17 protein-coding genes are annotated in these 23,237 nt (G+C 73.7%); 11 read left to right on the top strand and 6 right to left on the bottom strand.

Annotated features, from left to right (window positions below; all coding sequences use genetic code 11):
- The first annotated feature begins 165 nt into the window (after positions 1-165).
- The gene (locus ACZ51S_RS19215; protein ID WP_468802787.1) at positions 166-945 is read left to right on the top strand and encodes an ABC transporter ATP-binding protein; all 780 of its coding nucleotides are present in this window, start codon (positions 166-168) and stop codon (positions 943-945) included.
- Positions 945-3,506 (top strand): FtsX-like permease family protein, encoded by a 2,562-nt coding sequence (locus ACZ51S_RS19210; RefSeq protein WP_468475345.1) that lies wholly within the window; start codon positions 945-947, stop codon positions 3,504-3,506. Before ACZ51S_RS19215 ends, ACZ51S_RS19210 begins: the two co-directional genes overlap by 1 nt.
- Before the next feature lie 74 nt (positions 3,507-3,580).
- On the opposite strand, the gene ACZ51S_RS19205 is transcribed toward ACZ51S_RS19210, so the two are convergent.
- The gene (locus ACZ51S_RS19205) at positions 3,581-4,588 is read right to left on the bottom strand and encodes a TauD/TfdA family dioxygenase (protein WP_468802786.1); all 1,008 of its coding nucleotides are present in this window, start codon (positions 4,586-4,588) and stop codon (positions 3,581-3,583) included.
- A gap of 216 nt (positions 4,589-4,804) precedes the next feature.
- Between ACZ51S_RS19205 and ACZ51S_RS19200 the strand changes: the two genes are divergently transcribed.
- A complete protein-coding gene (locus ACZ51S_RS19200) occupies positions 4,805-5,593 on the top strand; it encodes a 4'-phosphopantetheinyl transferase family protein (RefSeq protein WP_468802784.1) in 789 nt (262 codons plus the stop codon).
- A gap of 66 nt (positions 5,594-5,659) precedes the next feature.
- Positions 5,660-6,241 (top strand): hypothetical protein, encoded by a 582-nt coding sequence (locus tag ACZ51S_RS19195; RefSeq protein ID WP_468475348.1) that lies wholly within the window; start codon positions 5,660-5,662, stop codon positions 6,239-6,241.
- 28 nt (positions 6,242-6,269) lie between these two features.
- Here the strand turns inward: ACZ51S_RS19195 and ACZ51S_RS19190 are convergent, their stop codons facing one another.
- Positions 6,270-8,096, bottom strand: a complete 1,827-nt coding sequence (locus ACZ51S_RS19190) for an AfsR/SARP family transcriptional regulator (RefSeq protein WP_468802783.1) — start codon at positions 8,094-8,096, stop codon at positions 6,270-6,272.
- 132 nt (positions 8,097-8,228) lie between these two features.
- Entirely contained in the window at positions 8,229-8,678 is a 450-nt protein-coding gene (locus tag ACZ51S_RS19185) for an Lrp/AsnC family transcriptional regulator (protein ID WP_468802782.1), read from the bottom strand.
- A 143-nt stretch (positions 8,679-8,821) separates the two neighbouring features.
- Between ACZ51S_RS19185 and ACZ51S_RS19180 the strand changes: the two genes are divergently transcribed.
- Together ACZ51S_RS19180 and ACZ51S_RS19175 are read left to right on the top strand one after the other, a co-directional pair.
- Complete coding sequence (locus ACZ51S_RS19180) at positions 8,822-9,823, top strand: asparaginase (RefSeq protein ID WP_388938407.1); 1,002 nt, start codon at positions 8,822-8,824, stop codon at positions 9,821-9,823.
- 74 nt (positions 9,824-9,897) lie between these two features.
- Positions 9,898-13,002, top strand: a complete 3,105-nt coding sequence (locus ACZ51S_RS19175; RefSeq protein ID WP_468961514.1) for an NACHT domain-containing protein — start codon at positions 9,898-9,900, stop codon at positions 13,000-13,002.
- A 24-nt stretch (positions 13,003-13,026) separates the two neighbouring features.
- Here the strand turns inward: ACZ51S_RS19175 and meaB are convergent, their stop codons facing one another.
- The 3 genes from meaB to ACZ51S_RS19160 are packed head-to-tail and all read right to left on the bottom strand — an operon-like array spanning position 13,027 to position 18,089.
- A complete protein-coding gene (gene meaB / locus ACZ51S_RS19170; RefSeq protein ID WP_468802780.1) occupies positions 13,027-14,013 on the bottom strand; it encodes a methylmalonyl Co-A mutase-associated GTPase MeaB in 987 nt (328 codons plus the stop codon).
- A 12-nt stretch (positions 14,014-14,025) separates the two neighbouring features.
- A complete protein-coding gene (gene scpA, locus ACZ51S_RS19165; RefSeq protein ID WP_388938413.1) occupies positions 14,026-16,227 on the bottom strand; it encodes a methylmalonyl-CoA mutase in 2,202 nt (733 codons plus the stop codon).
- Positions 16,224-18,089 (bottom strand): methylmalonyl-CoA mutase family protein, encoded by a 1,866-nt coding sequence (locus tag ACZ51S_RS19160; protein ID WP_468802779.1) that lies wholly within the window; start codon positions 18,087-18,089, stop codon positions 16,224-16,226. The genes scpA and ACZ51S_RS19160 overlap by 4 nt, the downstream gene beginning before the upstream one ends.
- A gap of 738 nt (positions 18,090-18,827) precedes the next feature.
- On the opposite strand from ACZ51S_RS19160, the gene ACZ51S_RS19155 reads away from it, so the two are divergent.
- From ACZ51S_RS19155 to ACZ51S_RS19135, 5 genes are read left to right on the top strand one after another with little or no spacing between them, the layout of a single operon-like run.
- The gene (locus ACZ51S_RS19155) at positions 18,828-19,793 is read left to right on the top strand and encodes a TauD/TfdA dioxygenase family protein (protein ID WP_468802778.1); all 966 of its coding nucleotides are present in this window, start codon (positions 18,828-18,830) and stop codon (positions 19,791-19,793) included.
- Positions 19,794-19,813: 20 nt separating this feature from the next.
- Positions 19,814-20,380 (top strand): NADPH-dependent FMN reductase, encoded by a 567-nt coding sequence (gene ssuE, locus ACZ51S_RS19150; RefSeq protein ID WP_468475354.1) that lies wholly within the window; start codon positions 19,814-19,816, stop codon positions 20,378-20,380.
- Between the two features lie 30 nt (positions 20,381-20,410).
- Positions 20,411-21,451 carry an ABC transporter substrate-binding protein gene (locus tag ACZ51S_RS19145; protein WP_468475355.1) on the top strand — a complete coding sequence of 347 codons (1,041 nt, stop codon included), beginning with the start codon at positions 20,411-20,413 and terminating at the stop codon, positions 21,449-21,451.
- Between the two features lie 6 nt (positions 21,452-21,457).
- Complete coding sequence (locus ACZ51S_RS19140; protein WP_468475356.1) at positions 21,458-22,273, top strand: ABC transporter ATP-binding protein; 816 nt, start codon at positions 21,458-21,460, stop codon at positions 22,271-22,273.
- Complete coding sequence (locus tag ACZ51S_RS19135; protein ID WP_468475357.1) at positions 22,270-23,199, top strand: ABC transporter permease; 930 nt, start codon at positions 22,270-22,272, stop codon at positions 23,197-23,199. The genes ACZ51S_RS19140 and ACZ51S_RS19135 overlap by 4 nt, the downstream gene beginning before the upstream one ends.
- The last annotated feature ends 38 nt before the right edge of the window (positions 23,200-23,237 follow it).

Genomic DNA, 23,237 nt, shown 5'->3' with positions numbered 1-23,237 from the left:
TTCCGGCCGGATGACACCACCCCGGCCGAAACCGTGCGGCCGGGGCCTTCTCGCGTAGAGGGAATATAGGTCCGCCCCCAAGGATCGGCGTGTTGCATCCGCCGACTTGGGCGGATGGGGCTGCTGGCATACCCCCCTCAAACGCATGGGAAGGACTGGTCGCGCATGCGGACCCAGACGAACAGCCTCCGTGGGCAGAGCAGCACCGGATCCCCCGGGTTCGCGCTGCGCCTGGACGGGGTCGTGAAGGAGTACGGAAAGAGCGGGCGCGGCGTGCGCGCCCTGGACGGAGTCTCGGTCGGCATCGAGCGCGGCTCGTTCACGGCCGTCATGGGACCCTCCGGTTCCGGCAAGTCGACCTTCCTGCACTGCGCGGCCGGCCTGGACAAGCCGTCCAGCGGCAAGGCCTACATCGGCGACACCGAGCTCGGCGGGATGAACGAGACCCAGCTGACGAAGCTGCGCCGCCAGCGCATCGGCTTCGTCTTCCAGGCCTTCAACCTCATCCCGGCGCTGTCGGTGCGCCAGAACGTCGAGCTGCCGCTGCGCCTGGCCGGCGAGCGCCTCGACCCGGCGTGGCTGGAGGAGATCCTGACCCGTGTGGGCCTGGGCGGCCGGGCCACCCACCGGCCCGCCGAACTCTCCGGCGGCCAGCAGCAGCGCGTGGCGATCGCCCGCGCCCTGATCACCCGCCCCGACGTCATCTTCGGTGACGAGCCGACCGGCGCCCTCGACACGGTGACCGCCAAGGAGATCCTCTCCCTGCTGCGCTCCTGCGTCGACGAGACCGGCCAGACCGTCGTCATGGTCACCCACGACCCGGTCGCCGCCTCCTACGCCGACACCGTCCTCTTCCTCGCCGACGGCCGCATCGCCGACCAGATGCACACCCCCACCGCCGACCGCGTCGCCGACCGCATGACACACCTGGGAGCGTGGGCCTGATGCTGCGCTATGCCCTGCAGACCCTGCGCGCCCGCAAGGGCGGCTTCATCGGGGCCTTCCTCGCCCTCTTCTGCGCGGCCGCGCTCGTCACGGCCTGCGGCATCCTCCTGGAGACGGGTCTGAGAGGAGAGATCGGCACCGAGCGCTACGCCGGCGCCCCGGTGATCGTCGGCGGTGACCAGAACGTCCACCAGGTCACCGTCAAGAAGAAGGGGGACAAGACCAAGACCAAGGAGAAGGAGAAGCCGCTCGGCGAGCGGGTCTGGCTGCCCGCCGACACCGCGACCGCCCTCGGCTCGCTGCCCGGGGTCCAGGCCGCGCTGCCCGAGATCACCTTCCCGGCGTACGCGGTCAGCCCCAAGGGGCAGGTCGTCCCGGGTGTCGACGGCAAGCCCTCCTACGGCCACGCCTGGACCTCCGCCGCCCTGACCCCCTTCACGCTGTCCGAGGGCGCCGCCCCGGCCGGCGCCGACGAGGTCGTCGTCGACCGCGAACTGGCCCGCCGGGCCGGCATCAAGCCCGGCACCGAGCTGACCGTCCAGGCCACCGGCTCGCCGCGCACGTACCGCGTGAGCGGTATCGCGGCCCCCGCCGGAGGCGACCTGGAACAGCAGACCTCGCTGTTCTTCTCGGACGCCGAGGCCGAGCGGCTGTCGGGCCGCGCCGGACAGGTCGCGGTGGTCGGCGTGCTGGCGAAGCCCGGCGTGTCCACCGCGGACCTCGCCGCGCAGGTGAAGAAGGCGCTCGACGGCACCACCGCGCAGGTCGTCACCGGCGGCGAGCGCGGCCCGGTCGAGTTCCTCGACGCGGCCAAGGCCCGGATCAAGCTGGTCTCCATGGGCGGTGCCATCGGCGGCACCTCGCTGCTCGTCGCGATCCTCGTGGTCGTCGGCACCTTCGCCCTCTCCATCCAGCAGCGCTACCGCGAACTGGCCCTGCTGCGCGCCATCGCGGCGACGCCCAAGCAGGTCCGCCAGCTCATTGGCCGCGAGGCTCTGATCGTCGGCGCCCTCGCCGGGGTGCTCGGTTCGGTCACCGGCCTGCCCATCGCCTACTGGCTGCACGGCAAGTTCGTCGGCTTCAAGGCGATCCCCGACACCCTCGAAGTCACCTTCAGCGTCTTCCCGTTCTTCGCGGCGATCGGCGCGGCCCTGCTGGGCGCCTGGGCGGCCGCGAGGATCTCGGCCCGCCGCACCGCCCGCATCCGCCCCGCCGAGGCCCTGTCCGAGGCGGCCATGGAGCAGCGGAACTTCGCCTGGGGCCGGCTCGGTGCCGGCGCCGCGTTCCTGGCGGGCGGCGTCGTCCTGCTCGCGGTGCTGTCGGCGCTGCGCAGCGAGCCCGCCTCCACTCCGGTGACCTTCCTGTCGGTCGTCGTCCTCGCGGTGGCGGTGTCGCTGCTCGGGCCGCTGATCGCCCGGATCGCGGTCGCGGTCCTCGGGATCCCGCTCAGGGCCTCCCGGGTCGGCGGCTACCTGGCCACCGCCAACGCCCGCGCCAACACCAAGCGGCTGTCCGCGGCGGTCACCCCGCTGGCGCTGCTGATCGGCATGGCCTGCACGGTGTTCTTCGTGCAGACCACCATGGGCGCTGCGGCCACCGCCCAGGCCAAGGCCGGCAACAAGGCCGACTGGGTCGTCGGCTCCGCCGGTCCCGGGGTGCCCGCGCAGGCCGCGGACAGCCTCCGCCGGGTCCCCGGCGTGTCGGCGGTGACCGAGGTCGTACGCACCTCCGTGCGCGTCGGCCTGGAGAAGTACCCGGCGCAGGGCGTGTCCACCGAGGGCCTGACCCGCACCTGGGACCCGGGCGTCAGCGCCGGCAGCCTGGACGGGTTCGGCGCGCGGTCGGTCGCCCTCAGCGACGTCGCGGCCGACAACCTGGGCAAGAAGCCGGGGGACACGCTGAAGCTGACCCTCGGCGACGGCACCGAGACCGAGCTGACCGTCGCGGCCGTCTACGACCGCGGACTGGGCTTCGGCGACCTGACGATGTCCCACGAGCTGGTCGTCAAGCACGTCGACAATCCGCTGGCCTCCTCGCTGCTGGTCAAGACCGGGGGCGAGGGCAAGCCCGGCCGGGCCGAGCTGCAGAAGGCCGTCGGGGCCCTGCCCGGCGTCGGCGTCCTCGACCGCGACCAGGTGGATGACCTGCAGGCGGAGGTCCAGCAGTCCAACGCCGAGGTCAACTACGTGGCGATGGGCCTGATCATCGCCTTCACCGCGATCGCCGTGGTCAACACCCTGGCCATGTCGGTCTCCGACCGGATCCGCGAGTTCGCCCTGCTCCAGCTCGTCGGCACCACGCGCCGGCAGGTGATGGGCATGCTCCGGATCGAGTCCGCCCTGGTGGTCCTCATCTCCGCCGTGCTCGGCACGGGCATCGCCTTCGCGGTGCTCACCGCCTTCAGCATCGGGATGACGGGCTCCGCGTCCCCGTCCATCGACCCCTGGATGTACCTCGGGGTGCTGGGCTTCGCCGCGGTGCTCACCGTCCTGGCCACGCTGGTCCCGGGCCGCCTCGCCCTGACGGGCCGCCCCGCGGACGTCATCGGCTCGCGCCAGTAACGGGCGCGACGGCCGGAGGGCCGGCCCCCACCAGGGGGCCGGCCCTCCGGCCGTCGGTGCGTGCGGTGCGGGCCTCAGTTGAGCACCGCCCCGCCGCCCTTGCGGTCCACTCGGCTGCGCCGGTGGTCGAGGTGCGCGTAGACCCGGTGCAGCCAGCGGTCCTGGCCGTCGTAACGAGGGGTGAAGGAGGTCCTGCCGTGCACGGCGAGCCGGTTGTCCACCACCGCGAGGTCGCCGACCCGCAGCGCGAGGGCCGACATCGTCCGCATGAGCGCCTCGCGCAGCTCCGCCATGGCGGCCGCGGCCTCGTCGTCCAGCGGGTGCGTCGCGGCGAAGTCCACCAGGATGTTCGGGTCCTCGGGGTCCCCGACCAGGAGGGGATGCGCCGGAGTGACGGAATTCAGATCGCCGAAGGACGGCGGCGGCTCGGTGAGGAACCGGGGCGACGCCAGTACGGCGGCCGTGTGCTCGGAAAGCAGCGGAAGCGCCCGCCGGATCGAGGACGTGCACAGTTTCGCATCGCCCGTCGAGTCCTCGCGCACGCACAGCAGCCCCACGTAGTCGGGCTTGTTGTCATGGAAGGCGTTCTCGACGTGGAGTTCCAGCAGAACCGATCCTGCATTGCTCTGGGAATTCTCGCTCCCCGGCACCGGCACGACGTTCTGCACCAGGGCTCCGGTCTTCTCGCTGCGATAGGCGATGACCTCGCCGAGCTGCAGCATGGCCGCCGTCACCAGGGCCGACGCGACGGCCGGCACCCGCTCCACCGAACCGGGCACGCTCGGCGTCTCCGGCAGCGGGTGGTTCGCCACCACCGGCACGTTGCGCAGCAGCAGCACCGCGTCCGGGCCCGCGTCGTGACGGAAGCGGCGCAGCTCGGAGAGGATCCGGCGGGGCAGCATCGCCGAGGCGTCCCGGACGGCGTCCAGCCAGGCGGGCTCGTCGATCAGCGCCGGGCCGGACTCCAGCACCCGGGTCGCCAAGGCGATCAGCTCGTCGCGCTCGGCTTCCGTGAGGGTCACGGCGTCCGGCGTCGTACCGGTCGCGGGAAGGGTAAGGGTGTGCTCTCGCGTCCTTGGCATGAAGAATTCCTCGGGGTAGATGAGCCTTGACCCGAGTCAGTTTCCGGACGTGCCCTATCACATTCCTATGGAAAACACTCCCGAACGGCCGGCGGAAATAGGTATAGGCGGGACGTAGTTGCCCACCGAATGCTTATGGAGCGGCTTTGCCCGGCACATCGGCCGGCCCGCCGCGGTTCACGCACTGTTCGACGGGGGAGAAGAGAGGAGGATTTCATGGCATTAAGGGAAGAGGACTCCGCCCACGGCGCGGCGATGGCCGCGGCCGGCGCCCTCGGCGCCCAGGGGGAGGCCCACGTCTGGTGGTGGCGTCCGCCGGAGAACACCGATCCGGCCGATCTGCCGCTGCTGGACACCGAGGAGTTCCGGCGGGCGCTGTCCCTCCCCGCGGAACGCGACGCCGCGGCCTTCGTCCGCTCCCGCGCCGCCGCCCGCCGGGCACTCGGGGCACTGTTCGCCCTCGAACCCCGGGACATCGCCCTCGGCCGGGACGACTGTCCCGGCTGCGGCGACGCCAGCCACGGTCCGCCCCGGCTCGTCGTCCCGCCGGTGCCGCTCGCCCTCAGCATGAGCCGGACCAACGGCTGCGGGGTCTTCGTGCTCGGCGCCGGTGCCGCGATCGGCATCGACGCCGAGGCGCTGCGCCCCGTACGCGGCTCGGCGACCACCGATCCGGACCTGACCCCCGCCGAGCGGGCCCACCTGGCCGCCCTGCCGCCGGGCCCCGGGCGGGACGCGGCCTTCCACCGCATCTGGACCCGGAAGGAGGCCGTGGTCAAGGCCACCGGCCTCGGCCTGTCCGGCGTCGAACTGGGCCTGCTCGAAACCCATCCCGCCCGCTCCGGCCCGGTCCGGGTCACCCACACCCACCGCGGCCGGACCACCGCCTGGACCGTCGAGGACCTCGAGGTCTTCGAGGGCGTCGCGGTGGCACTGGCCCGGCCGGCGGGACCCGCCGCGCACGGCCCGGTCCACCACCACACCGACCGCCCGAACACCCCCTGAACCCGCCACGCTCCACGTCCCCGCCCGACCGCCCCGGTACCGTCTCAGCGAAAGGCCCGCAGCGCCATGACCATCGAGTCCTTCCTTCCCGTGGACGAGCTGATCGCCACCCGTTCCCTCCCCGGCCGGCCCGCCTCCCAGGCCGCCCCCGGCGCCGCGCACTTCGACGCGTCCGGAGAACTGCTGGGCCTGACCTCCCAGGACCTGGACGCGTACTTCGCGCGGATCGCGGAGGCCGTGGAACAGGACGACCCGGGCCCGGCCGCGCGCGGCGGCTGGGAGGAGCGGGAGCGGCTGCGCTTCTCCACCTGGGTCCGCCGGGTCTACGAACACCCGCTGTCCCCGGTCGTGTTCGCGCTCCCCGTCACCCGGCTCATCCGGGAGGTCCAGCTGGGCCAGGCGGCCGAACTGGCGTTCCGCATCGACGTGGGCCGCGCCCGGGCGAAGGCCGCGAAGCCGTCCGCCGAGGTGCGGGCCACGGCCGCCGTCGCGTCCGCCTGGGCCATCGTGGCCGACGCCTTCGCCCAGTCCCCGCGCCCGCCGCGCGAGCGGGTCGTCGGCGACGTGTGGACCATCGTGCGGGAGACCATCGAACCGGCCCTGCGGCCGGCCGGCACCTTCCAGCCGCGCTCCCACAGTTCCTGGTGAGCGCCCGGCCGGTGCCCGGCCCGCACGCTCACCGCACCGCGGAGGGGAAGGCGTCCCGCGTGGTCAGCGAGGCCGCCAGCAGCCGCACCAGGTCGTTGCACCGGTACAGCGGCCTGCCCTGGGCGTCCAGCCCGGACAGCTCCATCAGGGCGCGGTCCACCAGGGCGTCCAGGGCCGACTCCGCCTCCTCCTCCGCCGAGCCCAGCACCAGTGCCGCGTACTGGGCGGAGAAGGGCTCCCCGTCCCAGTCGGCGAGTCCTGTCAGCGCGGCCAGCTCGGCGCCGCCCACCCGGCGCACGCAGTGCACCAGCGCCTCGCGCACGCTCACGTCCCCGTACGCCAGCTCGCCCAGCCGGCCGTCCGGATCGGCGAGCCGGGCCGCCAGCCGGGCCACCGGCCAGTGCGGCCGCGCCGCGAGCCGGGCCCCGGTCACGGAGAGGGCCAGCGGCAGCCCGGCGCAGTACGCCACCAGGTCGTCGGCCGCGTCCGGGTCCGCCTCCAGCCGGTCCCGGCCGACCAGCGAGGCCAGCAGTTCCAGCGCCTCCTCGTCGTCGACCGGGGTCAGCGCGATGGTGTCCGCGCCCGCCACCCGGGCCAGCCGGGCCTGACTGGTGATCAGCACCGCCGCCTCGGGACCGCCCGGCAGCAGCGGGGCCACCTGCCGGTCGCCGACCGCGCCGTCCAGCACCAGCAGCAGCCGGGCGCCCGAGGTCCGGGTCCGGTACAGCCGCACCAGCTCCTCCAGGTCCTGCGCGGCCGCGGCCGGCGGGGGCTCCCCGAGGGCGCGCAGCAGCCGCACCAGCACCTCGGCGGGCTCCTTGGGGGCGCCGTCCGGGTGGCACAGCTCCACGTACAGCTGCCCGTCGGGGAACCGTACGGCGCAGTCCTGGGCCGCGCGCACCGCGAGCGCGGTCTTGCCCACCCCGGCCATGCCGGTGATCAGCAGCCGGCGCGGGCGGCCGTCCTCACGGGTGAGCCGCTCGCGCAGCGCGGCCAGTTCGGTCCGGCGGCCGGTGAACTCCCCGTAGGGCGCCGGCAGCGTCGACGGCGCGGCCCGCCCCGCGGGCCCGGCGGCCGGAGCGGCGTCGCCGGCGGGGGCGGCGGGGGCGGCCGAGGCCAGGCCCAGGCCGCCGCCGAGCACCGCCTGGTAGGTGGAGCCCAGGGCCTCGCCGGGGTCCACCCCCAGCTGGTCGGCGAGGACCGCGCGCCCCTCGTAGTAGGTGTGCAGGGCGTCGGCCTGCCGCCCGCAGCGGTACAGGGCCGTCATCAGCTGGGCACGCAGGCGTTCCCGTACGGGGTGCTCGGCGACCAGCCCGGTCAGCTCGGCGGTCACCTGCTCGTGCCGGCCGACGGCCAGGTCGGCCTCGATCCGGCTTTCGAGCGCGATCATCCGGGCCTCTTCCAGCGGGGGCAGCTCCGTCTCGATCATCTGCTCCGTCGCGTTGGCCAGCGCGGTGCCCCGCCACAGGTCCAGCGCGTCGCGCAGCAGTGCCCCGGCCTCCTCGAACCGCCGCTCGGCGAGGGCCTCGCGGCCCAGCCGGTCGAGCCGGGTGAATTCGGTCAGGTCGATCCACGCGCCGGGCGCCCGCAGCACGTAGCCGGGCTGGCGCCGGACGATCTCGATCTCCTCGCCGAGGTGCTTGCGCAGCCTCGACATGTACGTGTAGATCTGCGCGCTCGCCGTCGCCGGCGGGTCCCACCCCCACAGGAGCGCGCTGAGCCGGGCATCGGAGACCACGCGTCCCTCGGACAGCAGCAGCGCGGCGAGCACCGTGTGCACCTTCGAACCGGAGAGCGGGATCGTAGCGCCGCCTCCCCGTTTGGCCTCGATCGGCCCGAGCAGCCGGAAGTCCATGCGGCACCCCCTTCTGGTGTGAGCGTCCGTTCTGGATTCCAGAAGCTATGCGGGGGCCTTATTGGCGGGTTATCGCTCGCCGTGCGCCTCCGGGAGCGCGCCGATATCCGCAGGTCAGGGCGGGCCGCCGGATCAGACGGGCAGGCCCGTCGGTTCCTTGACGCGCTTCATGATGATCTGGGAGTTGACCTCGGTCACCCCGGACAGCGCCGTCAGCCGCTCGATCCACAGCCGTTCGTACGCGCGCAGGTCCGCGACCGCGATGCGCAGCAGGCAGCCCGGACTGCCGAACAGGCGGTACGCCTCGACGACGTCGGGGATGTCCTGCAGCGCCGACTCGAAGGCCTCGACGGCGTCGCGGTCCCGGCGGACCTCCACCGACACCAGCACCTCGAACCCGCGGCCCACCGCGTCGGGGTCGATCACCGCGCGGTACCCCTGGATCACCCCGTCCTGCTCCAGCTGCCGCACCCGGCGCATACAGGGGGAGGGGGTCAGGCCCACCCGCTGGGCCAGCTCCTGGTTGCTGAGCCGGCCATCGCGCTGGAGCTCGCGCAAGATTTCACGATCAATCGCGTCCATGGCGCAATTATCGCTCGCCTTTCGTTACAGGTGAGCTCGAACGCGCAATCGCATTGCGCGTAGATCTCACTATCATTGCCCTCTCCAGAAAATCTGTACGAACTCCGGCCGGGGGTCGGTCCACACGTGAGGGAAGGGTGGCCATGGGGCGCATCGTCGTCATCAGCACCGGCGGGACGATAGCCAGCCGGTGGAAGGGCTCCGGCTTCGCCGCCGAAGCGGACGGCCGCGAGGTCATGGCCACCGCACCGCTGCCCGAGGGCGTCACCGTCGACGTCGTCGACCTGTTCAGCGTCAACAGCCCCCGCCTCACCACCGCCCACCAGCTCACCCTGCTGCGCACCGTCCACGAGGTCCTCGCCGACCCCGGCGTCGACGGCGTCGTCGTCACCCACGGCACCGACACCCTCGAGGAGTCGGCCTTCCTCGTCGACCTCCACCACCACGACGCGCGCAGCGTCGTCTTCACCGGCTCGCAGCTCCCCATGGGCTCCGCCGACGGCGACGGCCCCGGCAACCTCTACGACGCCCTCCTCACCGCCGCGACCACGCGCGGTCTGGGCGTCCTGATCACCTTCGCCGGCCGGGTGCACGCCGCCCGCGGCACCGTGAAGACCCAGGCCGTGGCCCTCGACGCCTTCGCCGACCCCTCGAAGGAGCTGCTCGGCAAGATCGGCTTCGGCAAGGTCGCCGTGCTGCGCCGGCCCGAGCGCCCGGCCGCCCTCGCCCTGCCCGCCATGCCGGAACTGCCGCCGCGCGTGGACATGGTGATGCACCACGCCGACGCCGACCCGCTGCTGCTGAACGCCGCCGTCGAAGCGGGCGCCCAGGGCATCGTCCTCATCGGCACCGGCGCGGGCAACGCCACCCCCGAGATCGTCGACGCCGTACGGGCCGCCGTGGCCCGGGGCGTCCTCGTCGCCCTGACCACGCGGGTCGCGGCAGGGCCCGTCACCGAGATCTACACGCACGGCGGTGCCGTCGACCTCGTCGCCGCTGGCGCCGTCCCGACCGGCACCCTTCGTGCCGGCCAGGCCCGGATCGCGGTCCTGGCCGCGCTGCTGTCCGCCACCGACCCGGCCGAGCGGACGCGGACCCTGCGCGCGGCCCTCGGCACGCCGGACCCGGTGCTCGTCGACGCGTAGGGTTCCGCCGCCGCACCGCTCCCGGGCCCCATAGGATCCCTGCAACGGACACGACGTCGCGGGGGGACGCAGACATGGAGCCCGGGATCATCGGCATCCGACTGGCCTCGGCGGCCATCGGCCCGCTCGTCAAGAAGCTCTTCGTCACCGAAGGCCCCGGGGCGGGCCTCGTCGACAAGCCGGTCCGGATCTCCGGATACGTCTCCTTCACCGGCGAGAAGCGCTCCCTGACGGAGTCCGATCTGCGCACGCTGGCCGCCAAGCTGGTCCGTCAGGCCCTGCGCACGGGCGAACGCCCCATCGCCGCCGACGAACAGCACGCGGTGGCCGACGCGCTGGCCGCCACCCTGCACGCCCTCGGCGACCTCACCCTCAGCGACGTGGACGGGGTCCGCCTCGGGGCCGCCGACTTCGCCCGGGAACTGCGCCGCGCCGCCGGCCGCCCCGAACGGGAACTGAGCGCGGACGGCACGTACTTCTACGAACGCCTCCTCGAAGCCGCCTGCCTGCACATCCTGCACTTCTTCACGCAGCGCTCCACCTTCGTCGCCCGCGCCCTGGTGGCGCAGACCCGGGGCATCGCGGAACTGACCGCCAAGGTGGACGAACTGATCCGCCGCGACCCGCTGCCCGGGGCTCAGGACGCGGCGTTCGAGGAGGAGTACCTGCCGTACGTGGCGCGCAGGCACGCGAAGCTCACCATCTACGGAATCGACCTGGGCAACTCCCCGACCCGGTGGCCACTGGACGCGGCGTACCTGAGCCTGGAGGTGACGGCGCGGCCGGGGATGCGGATGGTTGCGGCGAGCGACCTGGACTCCGATGCCGAAGCCGGCGCGCCCTCGGGCGTGTTCGCCATCGACGGCCCCGTCGACCCCGACCGGGCCGAGTGGATCCTCCGAGCGATCGGCGAGGGCCCGGACCGCGCCGACCGGGCCCTGGCCGGCAGCCGCCGGGTCCTGCTGCGCGGCGAGGCCGGCTCCGGCAAGACCACCCTCGTGCAGCGGCTGGCCGTGTCCGCCGCCCGCCAGGACCTCCCGCCGCAGATGGCGTACCTGGAGGACCGCATCCCCTTCGTGCTGCCCCTGCGCACGCTGACCCGCCACGGCGAACGGCTCCCCGAACCCCGGGAGTTCCTCACCGCCGCCGGCTGCCCGCTCGGCGGGAGCCAGCCCGACGGCTGGGCCCACCGCGTCCTGGCCTCCGGTCGCGGCCTGGTCCTGATCGACGGCATCGACGAGGTCCCCGACCGCGAGCGCGAACGCGCGCGCACCTGGCTGCGGGACCTGATGGACCTGTACGACGGCGACAACCGCTGGCTCGTCACCTCCCGCCCCTCCGCCGTCGGCACGGACTGGCTCGCCGAGGACGGCTTCACCGAGCTGACGCTCTCCGCGATGGGCCCCGCCGAGATCGCCACCTTCATCAGGCGCTGGCACGCGGCCGCCCGCCAGGGCACGGACCAGGACGAGGAACTGGAGGCGTACGAGGCCCAGCTCCTCACAGCCGTCCGCCTCAAGCCCGACCTCGGCCGCCTCGCCACCAACCCCCTCATGTGCGGCCTGATCTGCGCCCTCCACCGCGACCGGCGCGGCTACCTCCCGCACGGCCGCAAGGACCTGTACGAGGCCGCGCTGTCCATGCTGCTGAGCCGGCGCGACCGCGAGCGCGACCTGCGGGTCCCGGACCTCCGCGAGGAGCCGCAGCTCGACCTGCTCCAGCGGCTCGCGTACTGGCTGATCAAGAACGGCCGCACCGAGATGGACCGTTCACGGGCCGAGGACATCATCGCCCGCGCCCTGCCCGCCGTCCCGGAGGCGGCGGCCCTGGGGGAGGCGCCCGCCGTCTTCGAACACTTCCTCCAGCGCAGCGGCCTGCTCCGCGAACCGGCCCCCGGCACGGTCGACTTCGTCCACCGCACCTTCCAGGACTTCCTCGGCGCCCGCGCCGCCGTCGAGGACGGCGACTTCGGCCTGCTGACCGCTCGCGCCGCCGACGACCAGTGGGAGGACGTCATCCGGATGGCGGTCGCGCTCGCCCGGCCCGCCGAACGCGTGACGGTCTTCCGCGACCTGCTCGCCGTGGGCGACGGCGCCACCGACCGGCGCACCAAGGCCCGCGTCTACCTCCTGGCCGCGGCCTGCCTGGAACACGCGACCACGCTCGCTCCCGGGACCCGCGCGGAGGTGGAGGCGCGCACGGCCACCCTCATCCCGCCGCGCGACGAGAAAGAAGCCCGCGCCCTGGCCGAGGCCGGCCCGCTGGTCCTGGGCCTCCTCCCCGGCCCGGCGGAGCTCGACCGACCGGACGCGTACTACGTGGTGGTCGCCGCCTCGCACGTCGCGTCGGACGCCGCGGTCCCCTTTCTAGCGCAGTTCGCCGGACACCCCTCCCTGATGGTGCGTTCCCAGCTCATGTGGGCCTGGTCCCGGTTCGGCGGAGCCGACTACGCGGACCAGGTCATCGCGCACCTGGACCCGGCCGACCTCCTGTACACCGTCCGGTCGGACGAGCACGTCCGCCACCTGGACCGCCTGGGCCTCACGGTGCACGGTCTCGACATCAGGGGCGGGGTGTCCCCGGAAGCCCTGGCCGAGTTCCTGAGCCGCCGCAGCCCCACGCACATCGCGCTCCAGGGCGCGACCGTGTCGGATCTGGACTTCCTGGCGGGGCAGTCAGCCCTGAGGTCGCTCAGCGTCGTCGGCTGCCGGGACCTGACGGACCTGTCCGCGCTCGGCGGTCTGCCGGTCCAGGATCTCGCCCTCCTCGACGTCCGGCCGGATCTCGAACCGCACGCCGTCCCGGCGGCCCTCGGCCTCGACAGCCTCCAGGTGTCGGCTTCGGCGTTCGACGTCCTGCCGGCGGACACGGCCCTGCCGGACCTCACCCGCCTGACGGTCGACTGCCGGAACGGGGAGAGGGGCCTGCGGGCGGCCGTCCGCCGCATTCCCGAGCTCTTTCCCCGGCTTGAGGCATGCACGTTCCGCGGGGACGTCACCGCGGAGGGCGACCTCGACCTCGCGCCCCTGGCCGGGCTGTCCGGCTTGAGGGAGGTCACCGTCTCGACGGACCGGGACCGCGTCCGCGGCGCGGAGCGGCTGCCGGGGCCCGTACTTCTGGAGTGCAGGGGCAAGACCCCGTCGCTCCTGTCCGTGTACCGGCACGGCCTCGGCCGGTGACGCGGCGGCGGCCCCGGCCCGGCCTCAACCGCCCGCGAACACCCCCAGGATGCGGTCCGCCGCCGACGTCGCCGTGACGGAGCCCTCCCGGACGGCCGCCTCCAGGGCGGGAGCCAGCTCCCGCACCGCGGGATCGGCCCGCAGCCGCTCCAGCAGGGCCTCGCGGACCATCGACCAGGTCCACTCCACCTGCTGCGCGGCCCGCTTCGCAGCCAGCCGGCCGCCCGTCTCCAGGACGGTCCGGTGCTGCTCCAGGCGGTTCCACACCTCGTCCAGGCCCGCCGACTCCCGCGCGCTGCACGTCAGCACCGGCGGGGTCCACGCGGCGTCCGCCGGGTGCATCAGGCGCAGCGCGCCCGACAGTTCCCGGGCGGCGGCCTTCGCGTCGCGCTCGTGCGGGCCGTCCGCCTTGTTCACCGCGAGGACGTCGGCCAGCTCCAGGACGCCCTTCTTGATGCCCTGCAACTGGTCGCCCGTACGGGCCAGGGACAGCAGCAGGAAGGAGTCCACCATGCCGGCCACCGTGGTCTCCGACTGGCCGACGCCGACCGTCTCCACGAGGACCACGTCGTAGCCCGCCGCCTCCATGACGATCATCGACTCGCGCGTGGCCCTGGCCACCCCGCCCAGCGTCCCCGCCGACGGGGACGGCCGGACGAAGGCCGCCGGGTCGACCGCGAGCCGCTCCATCCGGGTCTTGTCACCCAGGATGGAGCCGCCCGTACGGGTCGAGGACGGGTCGACCGCGAGGACGGCCACCCGGTGCCCGAGGCCCGTCAGCATCGAGCCGAACGCGTCGATGAAGGTGGACTTGCCCACCCCCGGCACCCCGCTGATGCCGATCCGGCGCGCCCTGCCCGTGTGGGGCAGCAGCTCCGTCAGCAGCCGCTGCGCCAGGACGCGGTGGTCCGCCCGGGTGGACTCGACGAGGGTGATGGCACGCGCGACGTGCGCGCGCTTCCCGTCGAGCACGCCCTTCGCGTACACCTCGATGTCGATCTTCGGGGGCATACCCGGCGCCGCCTACAGCCCGTGGCCCAGATCCGCGGCCAGCCGCGTCACCAGGTCGTGGGCCGCGTCCGGGATGACCGTCCCCGGCGGGAAGACCGCCGTCGCGCCCATCTCCAGCAGCGTCGGGACATCGGCCGGCGGGATCACCCCGCCGACCACGATCATGATGTCCTCGCGCCCCTCCTCCGCCAGCTGCTCGCGCAGCGCCGGGACGAGGGTCAGGTGGCCGGCCGCCAGCGACGAGACGCCCACCACGTGGACGTCCGCCTCGACGGCCTGACGGGCCACCTCCGCCGGGGTCTGGAACAGCGGGCCGACGTCCACGTCGAAGCCCAGGTCGGCGAAGGCCGTCGCGATCACCTTCTGGCCGCGGTCGTGGCCGTCCTGGCCCATCTTCGCGACCAGGATGCGCGGACGGCGGCCCTCCGCCTCCTCGAACCGGTCGACGAGCGCACGGGTGCGCTCCACGGACGGGGACTCGCCTGCTTCGGTGCGGTACACACCCGAGATCGTACGGATCTGGCTCGCGTGCCGCCCGTACACCTTCTCGAGTGCGTCCGAGATCTCACCGACGGTCGCCTTCGCCCGCGCCGCGTCCACCGCCAGCGCGAGCAGGTTGCCCTCCAGGCCCTGGCCGGCGCCGCGCTCGGCGGCGTTCGTCAGCGCGCGCAGGGCGTCCTGCGTACGCGCCTCGTCGCGCTCCTCGCGCAGCCGCCGCAGCTTGGCGATCTGCTGCGCGCGCACCGAGGAGTTGTCGACGACGAGGACGTCGATCTGCTCGTCGTTCTCCACCCGGTACTTGTTCACGCCGATCACCGGCTGGCGGCCGGAGTCGATCCGCGCCTGCGTACGGGCGGCGGCCTCCTCCACGCGCAGCTTCGGGATGCCCGCGTCGATGGCCTGCGCCATCCCGCCGGCCGCCTCCACCTCCTGGATGTGCTGCCAGGCCCGGCGCGCCAGGTCGTACGTCAGCTTCTCCACGTACGCGCTGCCGCCCCACGGGTCGATCGACCGGCAGGTCCCCGACTCCTGCTGGAGCAGCAGCTGGGTGTTGCGGGCGATGCGCGCCGAGAAGTCCGTCGGCAGCGCCAGGGCCTCGTCGAGGGCGTTGGTGTGCAGCGACTGGGTGTGCCCCTGGGTCGCCGCCATCGCCTCGATGCACGTACGCGTCACGTTGTTGAAGACGTCCTGCGCGGTCAGCGACCAGCCGGAGGTCTGCGAATGCGTGCGCAGCGACAGCGACTTGGCGTTCTTCGGGTCGAACTGCCGGACCAGCTTCGCCCACAGCAGGCGAGCGGCGCGCAGCTTCGCGACCTCCATGAAGAAGTTCATGCCGATCGCCCAGAAGAACGACAGGCGCGGCGCGAACGCGTCCACGTCCAGGCCGGCGCCCTGGCCCGCGCGCAGGTACTCCACCCCGTCCGCGAGGGTGTACGCCAGCTCCAGGTCGGCCGTGGCCCCCGCCTCCTGGATGTGGTACCCGGAGATCGAGATGGAGTTGTAGCGCGGCATCTTCTGCGAGGTGAAGGAGAAGATGTCCGAGATGATCCGCATCGAGGGCTTCGGCGGATAGATGTAGGTGTTGCGGACCATGAACTCCTTGAGGATGTCGTTCTGGATGGTCCCGGCGAGCTTGTCGGGGGAGACGCCCTGCTCCTCCGCCGCCACGATGTAGAGCGCGAGGACCGGCAGCACGGCGCCGTTCATCGTCATCGACACCGACATCTTGTCGAGGGGGATCCCGTCGAACAGCTGCCGCATGTCGTAGATCGAGTCGATCGCCACGCCCGCCATGCCGACGTCGCCCGTCACGCGCGGGTGGTCGCTGTCGTAACCCCGGTGCGTCGGCAGGTCGAAGGCGACCGACAGGCCCTTCTGCCCGGACGCCAGGTTGCGCCGGTAGAAGGCGTTGGACTCCTCGGCCGTGGAGAAACCGGCGTACTGCCGGATCGTCCAGGGCTGGTTCACGTACATCGTCGGGTACGGCCCGCGCAGGTACGGGGCCATGCCCGGGTACGTGCCCAGGAAGTCCAGGCCCTCCAGGTCGCGCCCGGTGTACAGCGGCTGCACGCCGATGCCCTCCGGGGTCTCCCACAGCAGGTCGCCGGCGGCGGCCCCGGTGGACTCCTTCACCGCCGCCCGCCACTGGTCCTCGGAGGCACCGCGCGGGGCCGCGCCGAGGGCGAGCTCGGAGAAATCGGGGATGCTGCTCACTGCGCGACTCCCATCCGGTCGAGTACGGAGGACAGCACGGCGACCGCGTCGCAGCCGGCGAAGACGTACTCGTCCACGGCGCCGGCCGAGGTGCCGGGCCTGCCCGCGAGGAACACGGTCGTCGCGCCGGCCCCGCGCAGGGCGGCGGCCACCGCCCCGGCCTGCTCCTCGTACAGCGCGTCGCTGGAGCACAGCACCGCCACGCCGTCCGCGCCGCTCGCCGCGTACGCCTCGGCGGCGCCTGCCGCGTCCACGGACACCGGGTCGTGCACCGGCTCGATGCCGCCCGCCTGGAAGAGGTTCGAGGCGAACGTGGCGCGCGCGGTGTGCGCGGACGCCGGGCCCAGCGCGGCGAGGAAGATCCGCGGCCGGGCGCCGGTGGCCTCCAGGTGCGCGTCGCTGCGGGCGCGCAGCGCCTCGTACGCCTCGTCGCGCCGCACCCGGGGCAGACCGCCGGACGGCACCGTCGGCAGGGGCTCGCGCACCAGGGGCTTCTCCGACAGCAGCGGGAACTCGCTGACGCCGGTGACGGGCTCGCGGCGGGTGGCCAGCTTCTTGGAGCGTGCCGCCCAGGTGGCCGCGAGGCGCTCGGCGACCAGCCCGGAACGCAACGCGGCGGCCTGTCCGCCCGCCCGCTCGACGGTCTGGAAGAACTCCCAGGCGGCGTGGGCGAGTTCCTCGGTGAGCTGCTCCACGTAGTACGACCCGCCCGCCGGGTCGATCACCCGGGCCAGGTGCGATTCCTCCAGCAGGACGGTCGAGGTGTTGCGGGCGATGCGGCGCGCGAAGGCGTCGGGCAGGCCCAGCTCGCTGTCGAAGGGGAGCACGGTGACGGAGTCCGCGCCGCCCACTCCGGCCGCCATGCAGGCGACGGTGGTCCGCAGCATGTTCACCCACGGGTCGCGGCGGGTCATCATCACCGGCGAGGTGACGGCGTGCTGCCGCTGGGCGCCCGCTCCGGGAGTGCCGCAGGCCTCGGCGATCCGGGCCCACAGCCGCCGGGCGGCACGGAGCTTGGCGATGGTCAGGAACTGGTCGGCGGTCGCGGAATAGCGGAACTCCAGCTGCCCGAAGGCGGCTTCGGAGCTCAGTCCGGCCTCCGTCAGGGCGCGGAGGTACGCCACGCCGGTGGCCAGGGACAGCCCCAGCTCCTCGGCGGCCGAGCCGCCCGCCTCGTGGTAGGGCAGGGCGTCGACGGTCAGCGCGCGCACGCCCGCCCAGGAAGCCGCCGCCTCACGGGCGATCTCGGCGGCGGGGGCCGGGTCCAGGGCCTCGCCGGTGCGGGCCTCGTGGCCCAGCGGATCGATGCCGAGCGAGGCGCGGGCGGCGTCCGGGGCGGTGCCGCGCTCCGCGAACAGGGCGAGCAACGCCCTTGCGGCGTCGGCGTATTCGGCGCCCGCGTCCAGGGCGACCGGGGCGAGGTCGAGGTAGACCCCGTCCAGGGCCCGGCCCAGACCCTCCACCGGGATGCCGTGGTGGCCGACGGGCAGCCACAGGGAGGTCGTGCCGTTCTCGAGGTCGGCGAGGGCCGCCTCGTTGACCCGTACCGGATCACTGCCCGCGATGCGCTGGCGCACGTCCCAGCCCGAGGTGCTGTTGCCCTCGGGAGTACCGCCCCGTACGAAGGGCGCGAACCCCGGGAACCCGGTGTCGGGACAGTCCGCGTCGGGGCGCGCCGTGTACAGCGGGCGGGTGATGAGCCCGTCCTCGAGCGTGGTGGACAGTGCTGCTTCCGCTGCCTCGCCGGTTACTTCCTTGCCCGACTTGCGCAGTACGCCCTCGACGAGGCGTTGCCACTGCTCATGTGTCGCGTCAGGAAATTCGGCGGCCAGGGAGAGCCCGTCGTCAGGCAGGACCGTCATGGCTCGAATGCTAGGGGGGCCTACTCGGCGGTACCAGAACCATCGGATGTGATCTCGCCCTCTCAGATGAGCCCGCCCAGGCCGTGCGGCGTGCGGCCCGGCCCGCCACCGTGCCGCACGATCCAGCCTCGCCGGCGTGTGGGGCGCGGGGTCTGGGGCGGAGCCCCGGGAAACGCTGGAAGGGCGGATAGGGGACGGCCCCGCGCAGCGGCGGCCTCCGCACCCCCACCGGCCGCGGTCATGGCGGGCGCGTTGCGGGGCCATGAATTCCAGCCAGCCGTTTCCGGCCGCCCGGCACGGAGAAACCCCAGGTCAGCGCGGCTCACCGGCCGGCCCCCGAGCCCTCCGGCGGGGATTGACCCACCGCGGGGCCCCTGACACGCTCCGAGCCATGACCGCGAACGACCACCTCGCTCCGCGGCTCCACACCCCCGGCTCCCGTACCGCGCCGGGCACGTGTCCGGGCCGCTGTCCGGCCCGCACCGGCGCCTGACACTCCAGGCTGCCCCGTACTCCGCCGCCCTGCCGGCCCCGCCCCGCTCCGCCGTGCCCGAAGGCCCGGAGTCGTTCCGGCGGTGCCGGACCCCTGGACGTGCCGCCCCGCCCTCCGGCGACCCCCTTCCCCCCGCGCCCCGCTTCCCAGGGCGCCACCGGCAGCTCCCTGCGGACAGAGCCGGCACCCGCCGGTGTCCGCTCCGCCCGCCCACCCGACACCCGCCACACCTCCGAGGAGTCCCCGTGCCCACCGCAACCACCCCCACCCCCACCCCCACCGTCACCCGCCTCGGCGGCCGCCTCGGCGCCGAGATCGGCGGCGTGCGCCTCGGCGGCGAGCTCGCCGCCACCACCGTCGCCGAGATCCGCGCCGCCCTCCTCACCCACAAGGTCGTCTTCTTCCGCGGCCAGGACCACCTCGACGAGGCCGGCCACGAGGCTTTCGCCCGGCTGCTCGGCACGCCCGTCGCACACCCCACCGTCCCCTCCGCCGACGGCCGCTACGCCCTCGGCATCGACTCCCACCACGGGGCCCGCGCCAACCAGTGGCACACCGACGTCACCTTCGTCCCGGCCTACCCCGCCTTCTCCGTCCTGCGCGCCGTCACCGTCCCCCCGTACGGCGGCAACACCCTCTGGGCCAACACCGCCACCGCCTACGCCCACCTACCCGAGCCGCTGCGCGCCCTCGCCGACGGCCTGCGCGCCCTCCACTCCAACGAGTACGACTACGCCGCCCTGCGGCCGGACGGCCTTCCCGAGGCCCTCGCCCAGTACCGCGAGGTGTTCACCTCGACGGCCTTCCTCACCGAACACCCGGTGGTCCGGGTCCACCCCGAGACCGGCGAACGCACCCTGCTCCTCGGCAACTTCGTCCAGCGGATCCAGGGGCTCACCGGCCGCGACAGCCGCGCCCTCCTCGACCTCTTCCAGGCCCACGTCGAGAGCCCCGAGAACACCGTCCGCTGGCAGTGGCGGACCGGCGACGTCGCCATCTGGGACAACCGCGCCACCCAGCACTACGGCGTCGACGACTCCGACGACCACGAGCGCGTCCTGCGCCGCGTCACCGTCGACGGCGACGTCCCGGTCGGCCCCGACGGGGTGCCCTCCCGCCTGATCAGCCCGGAAGCCGTCCCGGAGCCCTCGTTCGGCATCGCCTCCGGCGCCTCCACCACCGCCACCGCCGCCTCCATCGCCACCGCCTGACCGCCAGAACGGAGCACCCCGTGCCGCCCAGACTGCTCGCCCTCACCGGCAGCCCCTCCGCCCACTCCCGTACCGACGTCGTCGCCGACCACGTGCTGTGGCGCCTGTCGCACGCCGGCTTCGAGACCGCCCGCCTCCCCGTACGCACCCTCCCCGCCGCCGACCTGCTCTCGGCCCGGCGCGGCGAGCCGGAGATCCGCCGCGCCCTGGAGGCCGTCGCCGCGGCCGACGGCCTGGTCATCGCGACCCCGGTCTACAAGGCCTCGTACACGGGCCTCCTCAAGGCCTTCCTCGACCTGCTCCCGCAGGACGGCCTGGCCGGGAAGACGGTCCTGCCCCTCGCCACCGGCGGCAGCCTCGCCCACGTACTGACCCTCGACTACGCCCTGCGCCCGGTCCTCGCCGCCCTCGGCGCCCGGCACGTCACCGCCGGGCGGTTCGTCCTGGACTCCTCCGTCGAACGGGGAGCCGGCCCGGACCGGCTGCGGCCCGAGGCGGAGCTGGACCTCTTCCAGGCCGTCGACGAGTTCGCCGGCGCCCTGCGCGGCCACACCGCCGAAGCCGCCGCCCTCACCGCCACCCCGTAACCAGCAGCCCCGTCACCCAAGGACCCCGCCATGCCCGCAGCACCCGCCACGACCACCCGCTCCCGGCGCCAGTTCCTCACCCTGCTCGGCATCTCGGCGGCGGCGGTGAGCTGCGGCACGGCCACCGCCACCGGAGGCGGCCGCCGCTCCGGCGGCCAGGTCACCACCCTCAAGTACCAGGGCAACGTCGGCGCCGTCACGCTCCCCGAGCTGGCCGCCGACCTCGGCTACCTGGAGGGCCTCACGCTGGAGTGGGTCGGCAACACCATCAGCGGCCCCCAGGACATCCAGTCCGCCGCCACCGGCCAGATCCACTTCGGCGGCGCCTTCAACGGCGCCATCGTCAAACTCGCCGCGAGCAAGGCCCCGATCACCTCCGTCATCTCCTACTACGGCGTCGACCAGGACGCTTACAGCGGCTACTACGTCCTGGAGGACAGCCCGGTCCGCTCCGCCCGCGACCTGTTCGGCAAGAAGGTCGGCATGAACACCCTGGGCGCGCACTCCCAGGCGCTCCTCGACATCTACCTGAGCCGCAACGGCGTCTCCCAGGCCGAGGCCGCCAAGGTGGAGGCCCTGGTCGTGCCGCCCGTGAACACCGAGCAGGTGCTGCGCCAGAAGCAGATCGAGGTGGGCGTGCTCAGCGGCGTGCTGCGCGACAAGGCCCTGGCGGCGGGCGGGATCAGGCCGCTGTTCAGCGACTACGACCTGCTCGGCCGGTTCAGCGCCGGCTCGTACGTGATGACCCGGCGGTTCGTGAAGGAGAACCCGGACACGGTCCGCACCTTCGTCACCGGGGTCGGCAAGGCCATCGAGTGGTCGCGCACCACACCGCGCGAGGAGGTCATCGCCCGCCAGACCGAGATCGTCCGCAGGCGCGGCCGCAACGAGGACACCTCGACGCTCCGGTTCTGGCGCTCCTACGGGGTGGCGGGGCCTTACGGCCGCATCGAGGACGGGGAGTTCCAGCTCTGGCTGGACTGGCTCGGCAAGCGCGGCGAGATCAAGCCCGGCGGGCTCAAGGCGGCCGGCCTCTACACCAACGAGTTCAACGGCCTCGGGAAGGGCTGAACCGGCATGACGAAGATCGTGTTCGACGCGGTGACCAAGAAGTTCCCGGTCAAGGGCGGCGCGGGCGAGTTCACCGCCCTGGACGGCATCGACCTGGAGATCGGCGCGGGGGAGTTCCTGGTCGTCGTCGGCCCCAGCGGCTGCGGCAAGTCCACCCTGCTGGACCTCCTCGGCGGGCTCACCCGCCCCACCTCCGGACGCATCCTGCTCGACGGCGAGCCCGTCACCGGGCCCGGCCTGGACCGGGGCATCGTCTTCCAGCAGTACGCCCTGCTGCCCTGGCGCACCGCGCTCGGCAACGTCGAGTTCGGTCTGGAGGCGACCGGCGTCCCGCGCCGGCTGCGCAAGGACCGCGCCCGCGAGTTCCTCGACCTGGTCGGCCTCGCCGGCTTCGAGGACCGGCACCCGCACGAGCTCTCCGGCGGCATGCGCCAGCGGGTCGCGATCGCCCGCTCGCTGGCGTACGACCCGGACGTGCTGCTGATGGACGAGCCCTTCGCCGCGCTGGACGCGCAGACCCGCGAGTCCCTCCAGGACGAGCTGCGGCGCATCTGGCTGCGCACCGGCAAGACGGTCGTCTTCATCACGCACGGCATCGAGGAGGCCGTGTACCTCGGGCAGCGGGTGGCCGTCATCACCTCCCGCCCGGGCCGCGTCAAGGAGGTGGTCCCCGTCTCCCTCGGCGACCGGCTCGCCGGGGCGACGGGCGAGGACCTGCGCTCCAGCCCGGAGTTCGCCCGCTACCGCCACGAGATCTGGGGCCTGCTCCACGACGAGGTGGCCCGCGCCCGGCAACTGGAGAAGGAGGAAGCCGCCGTATGAGCACCGACACCCCCGCCCCGGCCCGTCCCGAGCCGGAGGTACGAGGACCCGCGCGCCCGGCACCGGCCCCGCCGGCCCCCACCCCCACGGCCCCCGCGCCGGACGGGCTCCCGGCCGTCCCCGCCCCGCCCGCGGCCGCCCGCCGTCCGGCCCGGGCCGCGGCCGTCCTGCGGTGGCTGCGGGCCGGCCTGCTCCGCTCGGCGGCCGTCCTCGCCCTGCTCGCGCTGTGGGAGGCCGCGCCCCGGCTCGGCCTGGTCGACGCCACCTTCCTGCCCCCGGTCAGCGAGGTGGCCCGGGCCTGGTGGGAGCTGCTCGGCGACGGGCAGCTGGGCGAGCACGTCCGGGCCAGCCTCACCCGCGCGTTCGGCGGCTTCGTCATCGCCGTCGCGGTGGCGGTCCCGCTCGGGCTGCTGATCGGCTGGTACCGGCCCGTCGCCGCCTTCCTCGGCCCGCTGCTGGAGATCTTCCGCAACACGGCGGCCCTCGCGCTGCTGCCCGTCTTCGTCCTGCTCCTCGGCATCGGGGAGACCTCGAAGGTGTCGATCGTCGTCTACGCCTGCGTCTGGCCCGTCCTGCTGAACACCATCAGCGCCGTCCGCAACGCCGACCCCACCCTGGTCCGGCTCGCCCGGTCGATGGACCTGTCGACGCCCCGCCTCTTCCAGAAGGTGATCCTCCCGGCCTCCGTACCGGCGGTCTTCACGGGCATCCGGCTGGCGGGAGCGGTCTCGATCCTGGTCCTGGTGGCCGCCGAGATGATCGGCGCCAAGGCGGGGCTCGGATACCTGGTCAACGCCTCGCAGTTCAACTTCGCCATTCCGCAGATGTACGCGGGGATCGTCACGATCTCGGCGATCGGCGTCGCCTTCAACCAGCTCCTGGTCACGGTCGAACGCCGCCTCAGCCTCTGGCGCGTCCCCGCCTGACGCGCCGAGCCGCCCCGCCCCCGCCCCTTCGCCCGACC

The organism is Streptomyces sp. NPDC034043 (assembly GCF_055575675.1).
The sequence above is the reverse complement of the archived record's forward strand: the minus strand, read 5'-3'. Positions and strand labels throughout refer to the sequence as shown.

Excerpts from the sequence above, each read along its gene's own strand:
- ACZ51S_RS19205 (WP_468802786.1), bottom strand. The coding sequence starts at position 4,588 with ATGCCAAGGACGCGAGAGCACACCCTTACCCTTCCCGCGACCGGTACG.
- ACZ51S_RS19200 (WP_468802784.1), top strand. The coding sequence starts at position 4,805 with ATGGCATTAAGGGAAGAGGACTCCGCCCACGGCGCGGCGATGGCCGCG.
- ACZ51S_RS19215 (WP_468802787.1), top strand. The coding sequence starts at position 166 with ATGCGGACCCAGACGAACAGCCTCCGTGGGCAGAGCAGCACCGGATCC.
- ACZ51S_RS19185 (WP_468802782.1), bottom strand. The coding sequence starts at position 8,678 with ATGGACGCGATTGATCGTGAAATCTTGCGCGAGCTCCAGCGCGATGGC.
- ACZ51S_RS19145 (WP_468475355.1), top strand. The coding sequence starts at position 20,411 with ATGCCCGCAGCACCCGCCACGACCACCCGCTCCCGGCGCCAGTTCCTC.
- ACZ51S_RS19190 (WP_468802783.1), bottom strand. The coding sequence starts at position 8,096 with ATGGACTTCCGGCTGCTCGGGCCGATCGAGGCCAAACGGGGAGGCGGC.
- ACZ51S_RS19160 (WP_468802779.1), bottom strand. The coding sequence starts at position 18,089 with ATGACGGTCCTGCCTGACGACGGGCTCTCCCTGGCCGCCGAATTTCCT.
- ACZ51S_RS19195 (WP_468475348.1), top strand. The coding sequence starts at position 5,660 with ATGACCATCGAGTCCTTCCTTCCCGTGGACGAGCTGATCGCCACCCGT.
- ACZ51S_RS19180 (WP_388938407.1), top strand. The coding sequence starts at position 8,822 with ATGGGGCGCATCGTCGTCATCAGCACCGGCGGGACGATAGCCAGCCGG.
- meaB (WP_468802780.1), bottom strand. The coding sequence starts at position 14,013 with ATGCCCCCGAAGATCGACATCGAGGTGTACGCGAAGGGCGTGCTCGAC.
- ACZ51S_RS19175 (WP_468961514.1), top strand. The coding sequence starts at position 9,898 with ATGGAGCCCGGGATCATCGGCATCCGACTGGCCTCGGCGGCCATCGGC.
- ACZ51S_RS19135 (WP_468475357.1), top strand. The coding sequence starts at position 22,270 with ATGAGCACCGACACCCCCGCCCCGGCCCGTCCCGAGCCGGAGGTACGA.
- ACZ51S_RS19210 (WP_468475345.1), top strand. The coding sequence starts at position 945 with ATGCTGCGCTATGCCCTGCAGACCCTGCGCGCCCGCAAGGGCGGCTTC.
- ACZ51S_RS19140 (WP_468475356.1), top strand. The coding sequence starts at position 21,458 with ATGACGAAGATCGTGTTCGACGCGGTGACCAAGAAGTTCCCGGTCAAG.